At 38.2% G+C, this 16,534-nt stretch carries 11 protein-coding genes and 1 tRNA gene; 7 read left to right on the top strand and 5 right to left on the bottom strand.

Annotated features, from left to right (window positions below; translation table 11 throughout):
* Window positions 1-131: 131 nt before the first annotated feature.
* Window positions 132-2,699, bottom strand: a complete 2,568-nt coding sequence (locus tag GGR22_RS05405) for an FG-GAP-like repeat-containing protein (protein ID WP_182492849.1) — start codon at window positions 2,697-2,699, stop codon at window positions 132-134.
* 268 nt (window positions 2,700-2,967) lie between these two features.
* Between GGR22_RS05405 and GGR22_RS05400 the strand changes: the two genes are divergently transcribed.
* Window positions 2,968-4,200 carry a metallophosphoesterase gene (locus GGR22_RS05400; protein ID WP_182492848.1) on the top strand — a complete coding sequence of 411 codons (1,233 nt, stop codon included), beginning with the start codon at window positions 2,968-2,970 and terminating at the stop codon, window positions 4,198-4,200.
* A 72-nt stretch (window positions 4,201-4,272) separates the two neighbouring features.
* Window positions 4,273-4,569: a thioredoxin family protein gene (locus GGR22_RS05395; protein ID WP_121375320.1), complete on the top strand. Its 297-nt coding sequence runs from the start codon at window positions 4,273-4,275 to the stop codon at window positions 4,567-4,569.
* Here the strand turns inward: GGR22_RS05395 and GGR22_RS05390 are convergent.
* Together GGR22_RS05390 and GGR22_RS05385 are read right to left on the bottom strand one after the other, a co-directional pair.
* Entirely contained in the window at window positions 4,566-5,213 is a 648-nt protein-coding gene (locus tag GGR22_RS05390; protein ID WP_182492847.1) for a polysaccharide deacetylase family protein, read from the bottom strand. The two genes, GGR22_RS05395 and GGR22_RS05390, sit on opposite strands and share 4 nt — an antisense overlap.
* A 70-nt stretch (window positions 5,214-5,283) precedes the next feature.
* Window positions 5,284-8,565: a glycosyltransferase family 117 protein gene (locus tag GGR22_RS05385; protein ID WP_182492846.1), complete on the bottom strand. Its 3,282-nt coding sequence runs from the start codon at window positions 8,563-8,565 to the stop codon at window positions 5,284-5,286.
* Window positions 8,566-8,708: 143 nt separating this feature from the next.
* Here GGR22_RS05385 and GGR22_RS05380 point away from each other — a divergent pair.
* Window positions 8,709-8,779, top strand: a tRNA-Gln gene (locus GGR22_RS05380).
* Between the two features lie 52 nt (window positions 8,780-8,831).
* Here GGR22_RS05380 and GGR22_RS05375 read toward each other — a convergent pair.
* Window positions 8,832-9,656, bottom strand: coding sequence for a universal stress protein (locus tag GGR22_RS05375; RefSeq protein WP_121375318.1), 825 nt, complete (start codon window positions 9,654-9,656; stop codon window positions 8,832-8,834).
* A 184-nt stretch (window positions 9,657-9,840) separates the two neighbouring features.
* On the opposite strand from GGR22_RS05375, the gene rimP reads away from it, so the two are divergent.
* Genes rimP through infB form a run of 3 tightly spaced genes read left to right on the top strand, consistent with a single transcriptional unit; the run spans window position 9,841 to window position 14,490 of the window.
* A complete protein-coding gene (rimP, locus tag GGR22_RS05370) occupies window positions 9,841-10,305 on the top strand; it encodes a ribosome assembly cofactor RimP (RefSeq protein WP_182493512.1) in 465 nt (154 codons plus the stop codon).
* A 14-nt stretch (window positions 10,306-10,319) separates the two neighbouring features.
* Window positions 10,320-11,564, top strand: coding sequence for a transcription termination factor NusA (nusA, locus tag GGR22_RS05365; protein WP_121375316.1), 1,245 nt, complete (start codon window positions 10,320-10,322; stop codon window positions 11,562-11,564).
* A 43-nt stretch (window positions 11,565-11,607) separates the two neighbouring features.
* Window positions 11,608-14,490, top strand: coding sequence for a translation initiation factor IF-2 (gene infB / locus GGR22_RS05360; protein ID WP_182492845.1), 2,883 nt, complete (start codon window positions 11,608-11,610; stop codon window positions 14,488-14,490).
* An 84-nt stretch (window positions 14,491-14,574) separates the two neighbouring features.
* Here the strand turns inward: infB and GGR22_RS05355 are convergent, their stop codons facing one another.
* Entirely contained in the window at window positions 14,575-14,964 is a 390-nt protein-coding gene (locus GGR22_RS05355) for an SPOR domain-containing protein (RefSeq protein WP_182492844.1), read from the bottom strand.
* 218 nt (window positions 14,965-15,182) lie between these two features.
* Between GGR22_RS05355 and GGR22_RS05350 the strand changes: the two genes are divergently transcribed.
* Window positions 15,183-16,508 carry a c-type cytochrome gene (locus tag GGR22_RS05350; protein WP_182492843.1) on the top strand — a complete coding sequence of 442 codons (1,326 nt, stop codon included), beginning with the start codon at window positions 15,183-15,185 and terminating at the stop codon, window positions 16,506-16,508.
* The last annotated feature ends 26 nt before the right edge of the window (window positions 16,509-16,534 follow it).

Genomic DNA, 16,534 nt, shown 5'->3' with positions numbered 1-16,534 from the left:
TTGTATAGCTTCCAAAAATACAAAACTTAAGATGTAAAACAGAAAAACCGATGCTAAATAAATCGGCATCGGTTTCTCAAAAAAACAAAAAACTAACTAAAAAAGGATATGGATATAAGCAAATGGTTGGTTTATTTTTTGACTACTTTTTTAGTAGCAGTCTGTCCGTTTTCAAAATCTACGCGAATCATATAGATCCCGCTTGAAAGGTTTGCTATGTTTATTTGAGAAGCTTTTTGTGTGGCGATAAGCTGTCCTAAATGGTTATAGATAGTTATGCTTTTGATTTCTTGGTTTGCTTGGATGTTGATGATGCCTTCTGTCGGGTTTGGATACAACTTGAAGTCATTTTTGTTGAAATCAATCGTGCCCAAGCTTTCTTGAATGTTTATGGTATAATCTTCTATTTGTCCGTAATAAGCATTTAAGCAGGCGTCGAATTCTCCTTCTTCATATACATTCCATTGGTCTTTGATGACTCTCATTCTTGTATCACCGATTGTCGCTGTTGCTGGGATAGTAATACTCACAGTTGCTTCTATAGCATCAATTCCTGTAGATGGAGTCAGTACGGCTGGATAGTATTCTGTCTGCATGTCAAAAACTCCGTCTTTGTTCCAGTCAAAGAAAGCTCTTATATCGTGCTCAAACTGTCCAACGGTATTTCCTTTTACGGTTAATTGGTAGGTGTTTCCTCTTACAACATTTCCGACTATTGCCGTAAAGTCTTCATACGCAGGAGTGCCATTTACAGTTTCTGAAGTCAGGTTGTTGATGTCTGAAAAATTTACCATCGTAATCGGCTCAACGTCAAAATCTACAGATGCATTACAATAGCTTGATGCCTGCGGGTATTTTAAGCATCGGATTGCGGCAGATTGACTTCTTGGAGCTCCCGCTGATGGATTTGCGATAGTTGTGCCTACATAAAAATATTTTGCGCCAGATGAGCTTGTTGTCGAGCTCCAGAAATAGCCTCTCGTTCCAACGAAGCTAAATGATCCCGATGCTGCTCTGTATCCCGAAACTGGCAATTTTAAGACGCTTTGAAAAGCAGTAGCAGGATTTGAGATGTTTTGCGAATCTTTTATAGCGGTCCATTCTGCTTCCGTCGGAAGTTTCCAGCCATTTCCTAATGCTTTGCATGGATCACAACCGTTTATTTCTGTAGCTGCTGCTGGAGTAGCTGCTTCCCATTTGTCAGATAAAGCATTTGGCGACCACCAGCCGGTATAGAAAGTATCATTTCCTGTAGCAAGTCCGGCCGGATTGTTTGGCGTTGGTGCTGTGCCTAGAGCAGAGTTTCTTTTTTGGTGACCATCGTCCCATCGTCCCCATTGGAATAAATCTCCGTAAGAAGCTTCATCGTTTTGAGAAGTTGCTACACTGGCGCTGCCCAAGTTTTGTTGTAGCCATACATTTCCGTCGCTACCGCGGACAGTAATATAGGTCACGCTTGTTCCTTCATAATTAAAAGTCACACAGCCTAAATCGCCAGTATTGTTTCCAGGTTCTCCACAAGTTTCTTGGTTGATGGTGCTATTTCTGTAAAGCCTTGTTTGAGCTACATCAGCTCCTTCAAAACCTATAGTAAGTAGGTCTAAATCGCCGTCATTATCAAAATCAAGCCATTCGCCTTTAGACATATTTACGCCAACAATAGAGGCGCTGTTTACGGTATCTTCCGTATAGGTTCCGTCAAGATTGTTTTTGTATAATAGGACAGTGTTATCTCCAGCGGCATTGCTTCCGATAGCAAATATATCAATCAGGCCGTCTTTGTTGTAGTCGACGAATTTTGTGTTGCCGTTATAGATTCCTGTGAAGTTGTTTGCTTGCGCTGTAAAATTTCCGAAACCATCATTGGTATAAATCGTAAGGCTGGTAGTGGGAGTGTAGTCTGTCCCAGAAATAAGCAAATCTAAGTGGCTGTCGTTATTAATGTCCAGAGCATCAATAGACGAAAAATAAATGCCCGGAATTGTAATCGGCTTTTCGGTAAAAGTTCCAGTTCCTGAATTGATATAAAGCTTGGTTTCAGGAGTGAAATTTGTACTGAATCCAGTTACAAGAAGATCGTTAATTCCGTCGCTATTGGCATCAAAAGCCTTGATGGCGCTAAAATAAGTTCCCATCAATCCAGCGTTTAAGTCGGTAAATGTGCCACCTTCGTTTTGTTGATAGACTTTTGTAATATATTCTGACCCTAGATTTCCATTAACGATGATGTCGGCAATCCCATCATTTGTCATATCGGCAATTTGGACAGAACCGAAGTTCACGCCAGGAATTCCAGAATTTTCATTCTTTGTAAACGTACCATCTCCATTGTTATAATAAATTTCAAAAACGACAGACGAATTTTCTCCAGTTTTTGTCCCAGTAATGATGATGTCTTTTTTATTATCGCCGTTAAGGTCGCCAACAGCAATCGAAGAGTACATGATCTGGCTTAAGCAAGCGCCTATATTTTCTGTAAAAGCACCATTGTTATTTTTGAAAAACCCTGAATATCCTGTATATCCTGGTTTGGCTCCTGAAATAATAAAGTCTGTTCTTCCGTTATTGTCAAAATCCGCTACAGCGCAGTCGCCATAAAATACGCCTTGGAAAGTCTGATTGCTGACTTCTTGGAAAATTTGGCCATGCATCAAGCCACTGGTTAGGATAGCGATTAGTATAAAGTATGTTTTTTTCATAATGAGATATTTGTAATACGCTCGCAAAGTTATTTATTTAGATTAAATAAAAATAAGTGACGGTTTAGTTTTGCTGAATTTTCTTTTTACGGCTTTCCGTATTTGCGATTTCTAAATATTTTAACATACAAATTTTATTATGTGATAATTCAATTATAAAATTTGCTGTGGATTCTGTTAGTCATATGGTGTTATAGTTAAAATTTATCCAATTAAATTACCAACAGCTTCATTATTTATTTACTTTGCTTAAATTCTAAATCATACTATGCTTCGTTGGATATTTTTTATTGCTTTTGTGGTATTGGTTGAGCTTTACGCTTTTCAGGCTTTTAAGACCATTACAAAAGCAAAGTGGATTCTGATTCCGTATCAACTTATTTCGCTGGCCGTAATCATCTTTGTGATCTATTCTTTTACGCAATTTGACAGGAGCGTAGGCCAAAATAAACAGTCATTAATTACGTTAGGTTTAGTCTTGCTGACGTTTTTACCGAAACTTGTCGTGACATTCTTCTTATTCGGGGAAGATATCTACCGTGTTTTTTCGGGAATTATTACTCATTTTTTAGGCAATAATGACAAAGGGCATTTTCTTCCAGACAGAAGGAAATTCTTGAGTCAAGTGGCGCTGGGCGCTGCGGCTGTTCCCTTTATTTCACTTTTGTATGGAATGACGGTCGGGAAATATAATTTTAAGGTTATCAAACAGACACTATTTTTTCCAGATCTTCCGGATAGTTTTGATGGAACTACGGTCACTCAAATTTCAGATGTGCACAGCGGCAGTTTTGATAATCCTGAAAAAATTCAATATGCGATTGATTTGATTAATGAACAGCAATCGGACATTGTTGTTTTTACAGGCGATATCGTAAACACGCATGCTGTGGAAATGGATCCGTGGATTAAGACTTTCAAGAAGATTCATACTCCTAAGCTGGGCAAGTATTCCGTTTTAGGAAACCATGATTATGGAGAATACGTTACCTGGCCTTCTGAAAAAGATAAAAACGACAACTTTGAAGCAATTAAGGACTTACACCGTCAAATTGATTTTAAATTGTTGCTTAATGAAAATGTAAAAATCAACAACGGGACAGATGAAATTGCTTTGGTTGGAGTAGAAAACTGGGGGCATAATTTCAAAAAAGCAGGCGATTTAACCAAAGCATCGGAAGGCTTGAAAGATTCTGATTTCAAGATTTTGATGAGCCATGATCCTTCACATTGGGAATATGAGATAAAAAACCACCAAACAAAATACCATCTGACATTGAGCGGGCATACGCACGGCCTTCAGTTTGGGATTGAAATTCCAGGATTTTTCAAATGGAGTCCAGTTCAATATGTTTATAAGCAATGGGCTGGTTTATACGAAAATGCAGGGCGCTATATTTATGTAAATAGGGGCTTTGGGTTTCACGCTTATCCTGGCAGGGTTGGTATTTTACCCGAAATTACGGTCATCACGCTAAAAAAAGGTGAAAATGTAGCATAATTCAGTAAATATGCTACATTTGTATTAAAAATTGTTGTAATTTAGGAATAAAGTCAAAGTAAATTTTCAATTATGTCAAAATTTGGAGAACTTATCAACGCCTCAGTACCAGTCTTAATTGATTTTTATACAGATTGGAATGAACAGTCTGTATCGATGCATCCTGTTATCAGAGACGTAGCTGCTGCTTTGGGTGACAAGGCAAAAGTGATTAAGATTGATGTGGACAAAAATCAAGAGTTGGCAGACGCTTTGCGTATTAAAGGGCTCCCTACGCTTATGATATACAAAGAAGGACAGATGATCTGGAGGCAATCTGGAGAACTTGATGCGAACACCATTATCGGCTTGGTTCAAGAACAGCTTTAATCAATCCTGTCAAAAACAAATCCTTTATTTTTTAGATAGCGTATTGCTTCGGGCAATGCAAATTTAAGGTTTTCGAATGCCTTTATGCTGTCATGGAAAACAATCACGCTCCCAGAAGTTGTGTTTTTTGTAACATTCTTCAGACATTTTTTCGGCGAGATGTTTTTATCATAATCTACGCTTATTACATCCCACATTACAATCTTGTATCCTAATTGTCGCAATATTTTGGCCTGCGAGAATTTTATCTTGCCATAAGGCGGACGGAAAAGCTTTGATCGTCGATCACTATCTTTGGTTTGCTCTTTTATAATTCGCTCGCACGACTTGGTGTTTTCAATATAATCTTCCTTAGCTGTTTTCCAGCCTTTAAGATGATTGTAGGTATGGTTTCCAATAGCATGTCCATCTTGAAGCACTTTCTGAAAGATATCAGGATACTTTTCGATATTATTCCCTATGCAGAAGAATGTCGCTTTTATATCTTGCTCTTTCAATAGTTTTAAAACCCATTCTGTGATTTCGGGAGTAGGTCCGTCATCAAAAGTAAGATAGATCTTATTCGCGTTGTTTGGAATGTCCCACGTATATTTTGGAAAAAGCCACTTGATCAATCGATTTGTTTTTACCCAGAGTAAATCCATATCACATCTTTTTAAAGAAAAAATGTGCCAATTTGTAATTTCAAATTGGCACATTTTAGGATTTTAATTTTTATTCGTTGTCTCGTTCAAAACGCTTGAACATGGTGTTGTAAGAGTTGAAGTCTTTTCGGTTTGCTTCATAAAACTCTTTATCGCCACGATCTTTCATGACTTCTAACAGTCCTCTATAGCGTTCGATATCGGTAACGATGTCTACGTAATAATCATTCTGTTCGGTTGCTGAGAACGTTTTGTAATACGTCAGGTTTTCTTGGTATTTCTTCATCAGTTTTTTCAAGATGTCCCTAGCTTTTTCTTTTTCGCCTATTTCATAATAACCACCAGCAAATGGTTCCACAAAAGCATAATAACCATATTGGTCGATTGGCATTTCTTTCATAGCCAGATCAATAATGTCTTTTGCTTTTTTAGGCTTGCCTTCGTTGATAAGCTGTTCCATCAATCGCGCCAGATTCGTTCTGTAGCTGATGCTGTTCTTGCGTGTTTCTGGGTCATGGTAGATTTTTGTGCTTCCGCCATTGCCCCAGTCCCATTTCATTACAATGTCATACATCTTGTCTGAATCAATCTGTCCCATATCCATCGGACTTGGTGCTTTTTCCATAGATGTTTTTACCGGTACCAGCTTGTAAACCATTCCGTCTAATTGGAGGTAGTTTTTCATCCAAAGATAATCGTCGTCTCCAAAGCTTCCGCCTGTGAAATAGATTGGGCGTTTCCAGTTATTGTTGGCTACGACATTCAACATCATTAATCGGTTTTTGTATAAGGCATTATCTTTAATGTCAATGTCGATATACGGCACGATCGAATCGTAATATTTAGGAGAAACTACTTTGTTGGCTATAATTTCTTCTTTGTTAATAGGAATCCTGATCTTGTTTGTTGGGAAATAATGGATTTTTTGCCCATTAGGAATCTCATACAGCGCTCTAGGATCGTTAAGAGAAAGGAAGTTCATAAAGTCGTTGATGTTCCATCTCTTCTCGGTCTGTGGCCTGTGGATGGAATAATCCAGCTTGTCGCCGACATATTGTTCGTGCTTGAAAGTTATCGGCAATGGTTCCGATTCATACGCTTTAGCCTTCATTTGGTCGATATACCAATCTGTCATGAAAAGGCTGGTGTTTACGATACGGATATCTGTACGTACTTTTTCAATTTCTTGAGCATACCATAACGGGAACGTATCGTTATCACCAATGGTGAATAGAATCGCATTAGGTTCGCAAGAATTTAGATAGGCTTTTGCCATGGCAATTGCGGTATATTTTCCAGAACGGTCATGGTCGTCCCAGTTTTGAGAAGCCATCAGGGCTGGAGCTGCCAATAGGGTAGTGGCGATAACAACTGGTCCTGCAATCTTTGGATTGAGCCATTTTTTGATAAAATCGAATATTGCATAGACGCCAAATCCGATCCAGATTGCAAAAACATAGAACGATCCTACCAAGGCGTAATCTCTTTCGCGAGGTTCAAACGGCCTTTCGTTAAGATAAATTTTCAATGCCAGTCCAGTGAATAAAAACAGGGCAAGCAATACATAAAAGCCTTTAAGGTCTTTGTTGGCGTGATAGATTAATCCAATGATTCCAAGTATAAAAGGCAAGAAAAAGTATAAATTTCGTCCTTTGTTGTTTAAGACATCTGCAGGAAGATTCTCCTGAGAGCCCAAACGAGCTTCGTCAATAAATTTGACACCACTCATCCAGTTTCCATCTAGATTGTCATATTTTCCTTGGTTGTCGTTTTGCCTTCCTGTGAAATTCCACATCAAGTATCTCCAATACATATAGCCGAATTGGTATTCAAACATGAATTTGATGTTGTCGGCAGTTGTCGGCTTGTCAATAATCAGATAATCGCCATAAGATTTCAGGAATTTGTGGTATCCTTCCGTATCAATTTGTCCAGAGGCATACGCTCTTCTGAATTCGGCCACGTTTTTCTCCATTTCGCCACGCAATTGTGACGTATAGTGCGCCAATTCTTCTTCAGACAAATCATTAGGATTGATGCCATATCTTGGCAATTCTTCTTCGTAAGCATAGTTAGGATCCATTCTGAAATTCAAGACATGCGTGAATGTCATATAGTTTTCGGCATGTTCCGGGCTCCACATTCTTGGGAGAAATGTCTTGTGATTGTCGTCTGTATTCTGTTCAGCATTTTTGTAATTGTTTACAATCACATATTTTCCAGTTTTGTAATCTCTTTCGTAGTTAGGCGCTTTGTCTAAATACGGGTTTTTCTTGTCTAATCCGGCATAGGTATCAGAAAACTGTGGTCCGTAGAATAATGGATTTACTCCGTATTGTTCCCTGTTATAGTAAGCCAAAACCTCTCTAGCATCCGAAGGCTTGTTCTCGTTGATAACGGTGTTTGCGTTGGCGCGAATCGGAAGCATCATCCATGTTGAAAATCCGATTAAAATAAACAGGATGCACAAAATCATCGTGTTGTATTGTACATAACCTTTTTGCTTCGTGTATTTTAATCCGAAATAGAAAGCGGCAACGAATAAAAGCGCTACAAAAATTGTCCCTGAATCAAATGGCATTCCTAGGCTGTTGACCATAAAAACTTCAGTTTTTCCGAAGAATCCCATCGTCAATGGCAAAAGCAACTTGAATATGAAAAGCAAGATAGAAACTACTACGATATTTGCAATGATGAAATTTTTGACCGTAACCGTCTTGTAGTGTTTGAAATAGTATAAAAATCCAATAGAAGGAATCGTAAGCAAGGCCATGAAATGGACACCGAAAGAAAGTCCTACGATTAATGAAATCAGCAATAGCCATCGGTTTCCGCGTGGCGTATCCATATCTTGTTCCCAACGCAATCCAAGCCAGAATAATGCGGCTATCAGCAAACTTGCCATGGCATAAACTTCAGCTTCTACAGCGTTAAACCAGAAACTATCAGAGAAAGTATAGGCTAAAGAACCAACAAAAGCACTTCCTAAAATGGCAATAGCGTTGTTGGTATCGATTTCTGAAAACCTAGAAACAAGCTTTTTTAATAACATGGTCAATGACCAAAACATAAAAAGAATGGTAAATGCACTTGAAAAAACGGACATCATATTGACCATTAATGCGACTTTTGAAGCATCTGTAGCAAACATGGCAAAGAAGGCGCCCATCATTTGATAAAGAGGAGCTCCAGGAGGGTGTCCTACCTCAAGTTTTGCTGCTGTAGAGATGTATTCGCCGCAATCCCAGAAACTTAATGTGGGCTCAACAGTCAGGGAGTAAGTCACCAATGCAATCGCAAAAACCGACCATCCCAAAATTGTATTCCATTTTTTAAAGTTGAAAGATACCATAGAGAACTAATAAAATTTATACTTGCAAAGAAAATGCTTTTTTATTTAACGAAAAGCCAAAAAAAAAATATTCAATAAAAATTGAAGAAAAATTTGCGCAATATATTTTTTGTACTAAATTTGCACCCGCAATCAAGCAGTATTGGCTTATGGTGTAATGGTAACACAGCTGGTTTTGGTCCAGTCGTTCTAGGTTCGAGTCCTAGTAAGCCAACAAAAAACCTCTCAAGAAATTGAGAGGTTTTTTTGTTTATAATCGGTATTTTTTAGATCTTAAAAGTGACAACCGGTCTTTGTGCATGATTCACCAGATCTTCGCTGATACTGCCGTTGAAAAAGTGAGAAAGACCTTTTCTTCCGTGAGTACTCATTCCAATCAAATCGGCATCGATGCTTTTTGCGAAATTGAGGATTCCTTTTTCAATATTCGTGTCGTTATAGATATGTGTGGTAAAATTGCTGACATTAAAGCTGGAAACAAAATCGTGCATTATTTTCTTAGCCACATCGGTTGGCTTGAAGCTGTTCGGAGTGTTGATCATTACCAAATTAAGATGCGCATTGAATTTATTGGCAAACTCTACGACTTTTGAAAAAGAGCCTTTTATTTCTTCAGAAAAATCAGAAGCAAACACGAATTTTTCTACGCTGAATTCGCCTTCTTCTTTTTTGATGACCAAAACAGGAATGTCAGAAGAACGCACTACTTTTTCAGTGTTAGACCCGATGAACATTTCTTGGAAGCCACTCGCTCCATGAGAACCCATCACGATTAAATCTACGTTATTTTTTTTGCTGATATTGATGATTCCTTCGAATGTTTTTTCAAACTGTATGATTTCAGAAACAGAGATTCCTTCAAGATAGCTGATGTCCATCAGGCTTTCTAATTTTTCAATAGCCTTGTTTTTGAAAAACATGATTTCAGGGATGTCGCTGCCAGATCCAATTGCATCGCTTCCTTGTCCTGGAAGCTCCAGCATGTGAAGGAGAACGATCTCGCCATTGTTGTTTTTTGCTATCTGTGCCGCAACTTTTAAAGCATATTCTGCATGATCAGAAAAATCGGTTGGAACTAAAATTTTTTTCATAATTTTGAGTGTAAGGTTGTATGAAAGATAGTTTGTTTTTCTTACATAAAGGTAAGAATTTAATTTAACATGGCACAATATACTACAATGATTTTCAATATAGAAAAAAAACACTATATTTGCACCGTTATTTATTAAAACTTAAATAATGAGGGGACTAATTGTCCCCTCTTTTTATAAAAATATGACATTTAAAGAAAAAGTTAGCGAGTTATTAAATGCAGGTCTTGAAGAAAAGCCATCGATTTTTCTTATTGATCTTACAATTACAGATGCTTTCAAAATTATTGTTACTTTAGATGGAGATAATGGCGTAACTTTGCAAGACTGTATTGATATCAGCCGTGCTATTGAACATAATCTCGATAGAGAAGAACAAGATTTTTCTTTGGAGGTAGCCTCAGGAGGTGTTTCAGCTCCATTGAAATTAGTAAGGCAGTATAAGAAAAATATCGGTAGAACTTTACAAGTGAAGACTGCAACTGAAATCATAACTGCAGAACTTGTTGATGCGAATGATGAATTTATCACATTGACATGGACTGCCAGAGAACCAAAAAAAATAGGTAAAGGAAAAGAAACTGTTGAAAAAAGACAAGAACTTCCGTATACCGACATAAAAGAAGCAATTGTTACAATAACATTTTAATTTAAAGAATAGGCATGGAGAATATTGCATTAATCGAGTCATTTTCAGAGTTCAAAGACGACAAGCTAATTGATCGTGTAACGCTTATGGCGATTTTGGAAGATGTGTTTAGAAATGCATTGAAAAAGAAGTATGGTTCTGATGATAATTTCGATATCATTATCAATCCTGATAAAGGCGATATGGAAATTTGGAGAAGAAGAGTTATTGTTGCAGACGAAGATCTAGATTTCGAAAATGAAGAGATTACATTAACTGAAGCAAGAAAGATTGAGCCGGATTTCGAGATTGGAGAAGAAGTTTCTGAAGAAGTAAAATTAATCGATTTAGGAAGAAGAGCTATCTTAGCGTTGCGCCAAAATCTGATTTCAAAAATACACGAACACGATAATACGAATCTTTATAAGCAATTTAAAGATTTAATTGGCGATATTTATACTGCCGAAGTACATCACGTTCGTCCAAGAGCTGTAATTTTGGTGGATGATGAAGGGAACGAAATCGTACTTCCAAAAGAAAAACAAATTCCATCTGACTTTTTCAGAAAAGGAGATAATGTTAGAGGAATCATTGAAAATGTGGAATTAAAAGGAAATAAGCCTCAAATTATCATGTCTAGAACTTCTGAGAAGTTTTTAGAAAAATTGTTTGAGCAAGAAATTCCTGAGGTTTTCGACGGTTTGATTACGATCAAAGGCGTGGTTAGAATTCCAGGTGAAAAAGCAAAAGTAGCTGTTGATTCGTATGATGACAGAATTGATCCAGTTGGAGCCTGCGTAGGTATGAAAGGTTCAAGAATCCACGGCATTGTTCGTGAACTTGGAAACGAAAATATCGACGTTATCAATTATACAACAAACACGCAGCTGTTTATAACAAGAGCATTAAGCCCTGCAAAAGTTTCTTCAATCAAAATCAACGAAGAAACCAAAAGAGCTGATGTTTTCTTGAAGTTAGAAGAAGTGTCGAAAGCCATCGGTAGAGGAGGTCATAATATCAAATTGGCTGGACTTTTGACAGGATATGAATTGGATGTTATCCGTGAAGGTAATATCGCTGAAGAAGAGGACGATGTTGAATTAACTGAATTCTCTGACGAAATCGAAGCTTGGGTAATCGAAGAATTCGCCAAAATCGGATTGGATACCGCAAGAAGCATCTTAAAACAAGATGTGAATGATTTAGTCAGAAGAACCGATTTAGAAGAAGAGACGATCCTTGATGTGATAAGGATTTTGAAAGAAGAGTTCGAAGACTAAATTCACAACAACACAACAAAAAAGGTAATAATAAAAAGGTTTTATGTCTGAAGAGAGAGTAATAAGAATTAACAAGGTTTTAAGGGAATTGAATATTTCGTTAGATAGGGCCGTTGATTATCTAAAAGATAAGGGGATTGCTATTGATGCAAACCCAAACGCGAAAATATCTGACAAGGAATACGATATTCTGCAAAGTCAATTTGCTGGCGATAAAGGGAAAAAAGAGGCTTCAAAAGAAGTTGGAGAAGAAAAAAGGAAAGAGAAAGAAGCATTGCGTGTAGAAAGAGAGCGTGAAATAGAGGAGAAACGCAAGCAAGAAGAAGAGCGCCAACGTCAAGAAGTTATCAAAGCTAAGGCTGTTTTGTCTGGTCCGAAGCAAGTTGGAAAAATCGATTTGGAGCCAAAATCTCCTGCGGTAGAGCCAGCGCCAAAAGCCACTGAACCGACTCCAGCTCCAGAAAAACCTGCTGAACCTGTCAAAGAAGCTCCTGTTGAAAAACAAGAAGTTTCAAAACCGGTTGAGCCAAAACCAGTTGTTGCTCCAAAGGCTGAAACCGTAAAAGAAGAAGCGAAACCTGAAGTTGCTCCTGTTGCCAAAAAAGAGGACAAAAAAGAAGCTCCTGAAGCAAAAGCCACGCCAGAAGGTGATCAGCCTGCTGAAGAAGCAATTGCTACACAATACCAAAAATTATCGGGTACTACTTTTACTGGACAGACTATTGACTTATCGCAATTCAATAAGCCTAAAAAGAAAAAAGAAGAGCCGAAAATTGTTCCAAACAAGCCAGGTGCTCCAGGAGCAGCAGGTGCCAATGCGAACAATAATAATAAAAACAAGAGAAAAAGAATTCCAGGAAAGCCAGGCGCGCCACAAACAGGCGGACAGCCAGGTCAAGGCGGCGGAAATGCTATTCGTCCGAACAGCAATAATAATGCTGGCGGAAACAATGCAAACAGAAGCGCTAGGCCAGGTTTCGTAAAAGGTAACAGACCGGCTATTGTAGCAAAAGTTGAGCCTACGGAAGAAGAAGTTAAAAACCAAATTAGAGAGACTTTAGAGAAACTTCAAGGAAAAGGAAGCAAATCTAAAGCGGCTAAATATAGAAGAGATAAAAGAGATACGCACCGTCAAAAATCGGATGACGAACAAAGAGCATTCGAAGAAGGAAGCAAAACAATCAAGGTAACAGAATTCGTTACTGTAGGAGAAGTTGCCATCATGATGGATGTGCCGATTACTAAAGTAATTGGAACGTGTATGGCACTTGGAATCATGGTTACCATGAACCAGCGTCTAGATGCGGAAACTCTGACAATTGTTGCCGATGAGTTTGGTTATGATGTTGAATTCATCACGACAGAACTTGAAGAAGCAATCCAAACTGTTGAAGACAAGCCAGAAGACTTAGTTTATAGAGCGCCTATCGTAACCGTAATGGGTCACGTCGATCACGGTAAGACATCTTTGCTGGATTATATCCGTGAAGAAAACGTAATCGCTGGCGAGTCTGGTGGAATCACGCAGCATATTGGTGCTTACGGTGTTACTTTGGAAAACGGACAAAAAATCGCTTTCCTTGATACTCCAGGTCACGAGGCGTTTACCGCGATGCGTGCCCGTGGTGCTCAGGTAACCGACGTTGCGATTATCGTAATTGCAGCGGATGACGATATCATGCCACAAACGAAAGAGGCTATCAGCCATGCGCAAGCAGCTAATGTGCCAATTATTTTCGCAATCAATAAAGTGGATAAGCCTACGGCAAATCCTGAAAAGATAAAAGAAAGATTAGCAGGGATGAACTTGCTTGTAGAAGACTGGGGAGGAAAAATCCAATCTCATGATATTTCTGCAAAAACAGGTTTAGGCGTAAAAGAATTGCTAGAAAAAGTATTGCTTGAAGCAGAACTTTTAGACTTGAAAGCAAATCCGAACAAACCTGCAACTGGAACTGTTGTTGAAGCCTTCCTTGATAAAGGTAGAGGTTATATTTCTACAGTTTTAGTTCAAGACGGAACTTTAAAAGTAGGTGATTATATGCTTGCCGGTAAACACCACGGTAAAGTAAAAGCAATGCATGATGAACGTGGAAACGTAATCAAAGAAGCTGGGCCTTCGACTCCAATATCTGTTTTAGGTTTGGATGGAGCGGCGACAGCAGGTGATAAGTTTAATGTTTTTGAAGACGAAAAAGAAGCGAAACAAATCGCCGCAAAACGTACGCAGTTGATGCGTGAGCAGTCTGTACGTACGCAAAGACATATTACGTTGGCCGAAATCGGACGTCGTATTGCGCTTGGCCAATTCAAGGAATTGAACATTATCTTGAAAGGTGACGTGGATGGTTCTGTGGAAGCATTGTCTGACTCGTTCTCTAAATTATCGACAGAAGAAATCCAAATCAATATTATCCATAAAGGAGTTGGTGCGATTACAGAAACCGATGTTATGTTGGCGTCTGCTTCAGATGCGATCATTATCGGATTTAACGTAAGACCGGCTGGTAATGCGAAACAATTAGCTGACAAAGAAGAAATCGATATCCGTAACTACTCGATCATCTATGATGCAATCGATGACTTAAAAGATGCGATGGAAGGAATGTTGTCTCCAGAAATGAAAGAAGAGATTACTGGAACTGCCGAAATCCGTGAAACATTCAAGATTTCTAAAGTCGGAACAATTGCTGGATGTATGGTTACAGATGGTAAAATATTCAGAAGCTCTAGAATCCGCTTGATCCGTGAAGGTGTGGTAATTTACACAGGTGAATTAGCAACGCTGAAACGTTTCAAAGACGATGTGAAAGAAGTAGCTAAAGGTTATGACTGTGGTATCCAGATCAAAGGTTACAACGATATTGAACAGTATGATATTATCGAAGCCTTCCAAGAAGTAGCTGTTAAGAAAAAACTGAAATAATTTAGGTTGTTAAGCAACCAATAAAAAATCCCGATGGAAACATCGGGATTTTTTTGTTTTATAGGCTTTAGAAGCCTACTATTATTACTTGCTTGGCTTTATAACCAATGCATTTGGGTATTTTCTTTTCAAGTCCATAAGATTGCGTTCTGCCTCGATTTTTGTCTTAAAATTTCCGATCCAAACTTTATAAGTTGGCGTGTTGAAAACAATCGTACCATCGAGATTTTTAAACTCCTTTTTGAATTCCTGAAGCATTTTTTTTGCATTCTCGCTGTCGCCATTAAAAATTTGGATTTTATAACGCTCGTTAACTGTTAAAGAAGAGTTGATTTTGCGCTTTTCATTCAACAATTGCTCGAATTTTGGGTCTTGTGTGACCTTAATATTTCTTTCTTGTGAATGAGCAGAAATTGTTAAAAACGCTATGAAAGAAGCATTTATGAATAGGGATTTTTGACTTAAAATTCTCATAATGAAGTTAATTTTATACAAATGTAATATTTCTGCTTTTAACCAAATCTAAAAAAATTATTTAGAATTAATATAAATTGATATTTAAGACTTATTTAAGGTTTTGAGAATAGTTCATAAGTCGTATTTTTGTGCAAAGTTTTAAAGAACGTATTGAATTTTCTCATTTTTCTGTAGAGAAAAAACCATACCAAATTTAGTCGATAATCATTTTAAATATGAAAAAGGTGGGTAACCATAATTCGATTTCAAGAATATTACTGTTCAGTTTAGCGCTAATGCTAACATTTTCCGTTTCATCTTTTGCTCAAGAACCAGCTGCTGCTCCAGCTGCCGAAGCTGCAGCTCCTGCTGCGGGTGCCGGCGATGCTGCTGCAGGTAAAGCTCTTTTCAATGCCAACTGTGCTGCGTGTCATAAATTAGACGCGAAGATGACAGGTCCTGCTTTGAGAGGCGTGACTGAAAGACATGATAAAAAATGGCTTCATGCTTGGATTAAAGATAGCCAGGCTATGATTAAATCAGGAGATGCTGCTGCGGTAAAAGTCTTTAATGAGAATAACAAGTCTGTAATGACTGCATTTCCTCAATTGTCTGATGCTGATATTGATAATATTTTAGCGTATACGTCTGAGCCAAAAGCTGAAAAGCCTGCTGTTGCTGGTGGATCTGAAGCAGGAGGAATGGAGCAAGGCGGTGTAGGTGTTTCTAATAACGTTATACTTGGTGCTTTAGCTCTTGTTATGGTGATGTTGGTTGTAATGTTGTTCTTGGTGAACAATGTTCTAGGCAAGATTGCTAAAGCAAATGGAGTGGAGCCAGTTAAAAAAGAGCCTACAACTCCAATTTGGGTAGCTTTTGCTAGAAACCAATTCTTGGTTTTGGTTACTGCAATCTTCTTGTTGTTGGCTAGCGGATACTTTGTGTATGGTTATTTGATGCAGGTTGGTGTTGATCAAGGATATCAGCCAATCCAGCCAATCCACTATTCTCACAAAATCCACGCTGGAGATAACGGTATTGATTGTAAATACTGTCACTCTTCTGCTCGTGTTAGTAAAAATGCAGGTATTCCTTCTTTGAATGTTTGTATGAACTGCCACAAAAATATCTCTGAAGTTGCTGAAACTACTGGGACTCCAGAACACAGCAAAGCATTCTATGATGGAGAAATCCAAAAATTATACGATGCAGTAGGCTGGGATAAAGCGACTCAAAAATACACTGGAAAAACACAACCTGTGAAATGGGTTAGAATTCATAATCTTCCTGACTTTGTGTACTTCAATCACTCTCAGCACGTTTCCGTTGCTGGTGTTGAGTGCCAAACTTGCCACGGTCCAGTTGAAACATTAGAAATCATGGAACAACATTCTCCATTGACAATGGGATGGTGTGTTGATTGCCACCGTAAGACTGATGTGAAAATGGAAGGTAATGCTTACTATGACAAAATCCACGCAGAACTTGCTAAGAAATATGGCAAAGACAAACTTACTGCCGCTGAAATGGGCGGATTGGAATGCGGTAAGTGTCACTATTAATCAATTATTAAGTAGCTAATATATAT

Origin of the sequence: Flavobacterium gossypii (assembly GCF_014138495.1) — a bacterium.
Classification (GTDB): domain Bacteria; phylum Bacteroidota; class Bacteroidia; order Flavobacteriales; family Flavobacteriaceae; genus Flavobacterium; species Flavobacterium endophyticum.
This window is presented reverse-complemented; position numbering and strand designations above follow the sequence as displayed.

Bases quoted from the DNA above. Each gene is read 5' to 3' on its own strand.
- nusA (WP_121375316.1), top strand. From the start codon at position 10,320: ATGGAGAATATTGCATTAATCGAGTCATTTTCAGAGTTCAAAGACGAC.
- GGR22_RS05405 (WP_182492849.1), bottom strand. From the start codon at position 2,699: ATGAAAAAAACATACTTTATACTAATCGCTATCCTAACCAGTGGCTTG.
- GGR22_RS05390 (WP_182492847.1), bottom strand. From the start codon at position 5,213: ATGGATTTACTCTGGGTAAAAACAAATCGATTGATCAAGTGGCTTTTT.
- GGR22_RS05385 (WP_182492846.1), bottom strand. From the start codon at position 8,565: ATGGTATCTTTCAACTTTAAAAAATGGAATACAATTTTGGGATGGTCG.
- GGR22_RS05395 (WP_121375320.1), top strand. From the start codon at position 4,273: ATGTCAAAATTTGGAGAACTTATCAACGCCTCAGTACCAGTCTTAATT.
- GGR22_RS05400 (WP_182492848.1), top strand. From the start codon at position 2,968: ATGCTTCGTTGGATATTTTTTATTGCTTTTGTGGTATTGGTTGAGCTT.
- GGR22_RS05350 (WP_182492843.1), top strand. From the start codon at position 15,183: ATGAAAAAGGTGGGTAACCATAATTCGATTTCAAGAATATTACTGTTC.
- infB (WP_182492845.1), top strand. From the start codon at position 11,608: ATGTCTGAAGAGAGAGTAATAAGAATTAACAAGGTTTTAAGGGAATTG.
- rimP (WP_182493512.1), top strand. From the start codon at position 9,841: ATGACATTTAAAGAAAAAGTTAGCGAGTTATTAAATGCAGGTCTTGAA.
- GGR22_RS05375 (WP_121375318.1), bottom strand. From the start codon at position 9,656: ATGAAAAAAATTTTAGTTCCAACCGATTTTTCTGATCATGCAGAATAT.
- GGR22_RS05355 (WP_182492844.1), bottom strand. From the start codon at position 14,964: ATGAGAATTTTAAGTCAAAAATCCCTATTCATAAATGCTTCTTTCATA.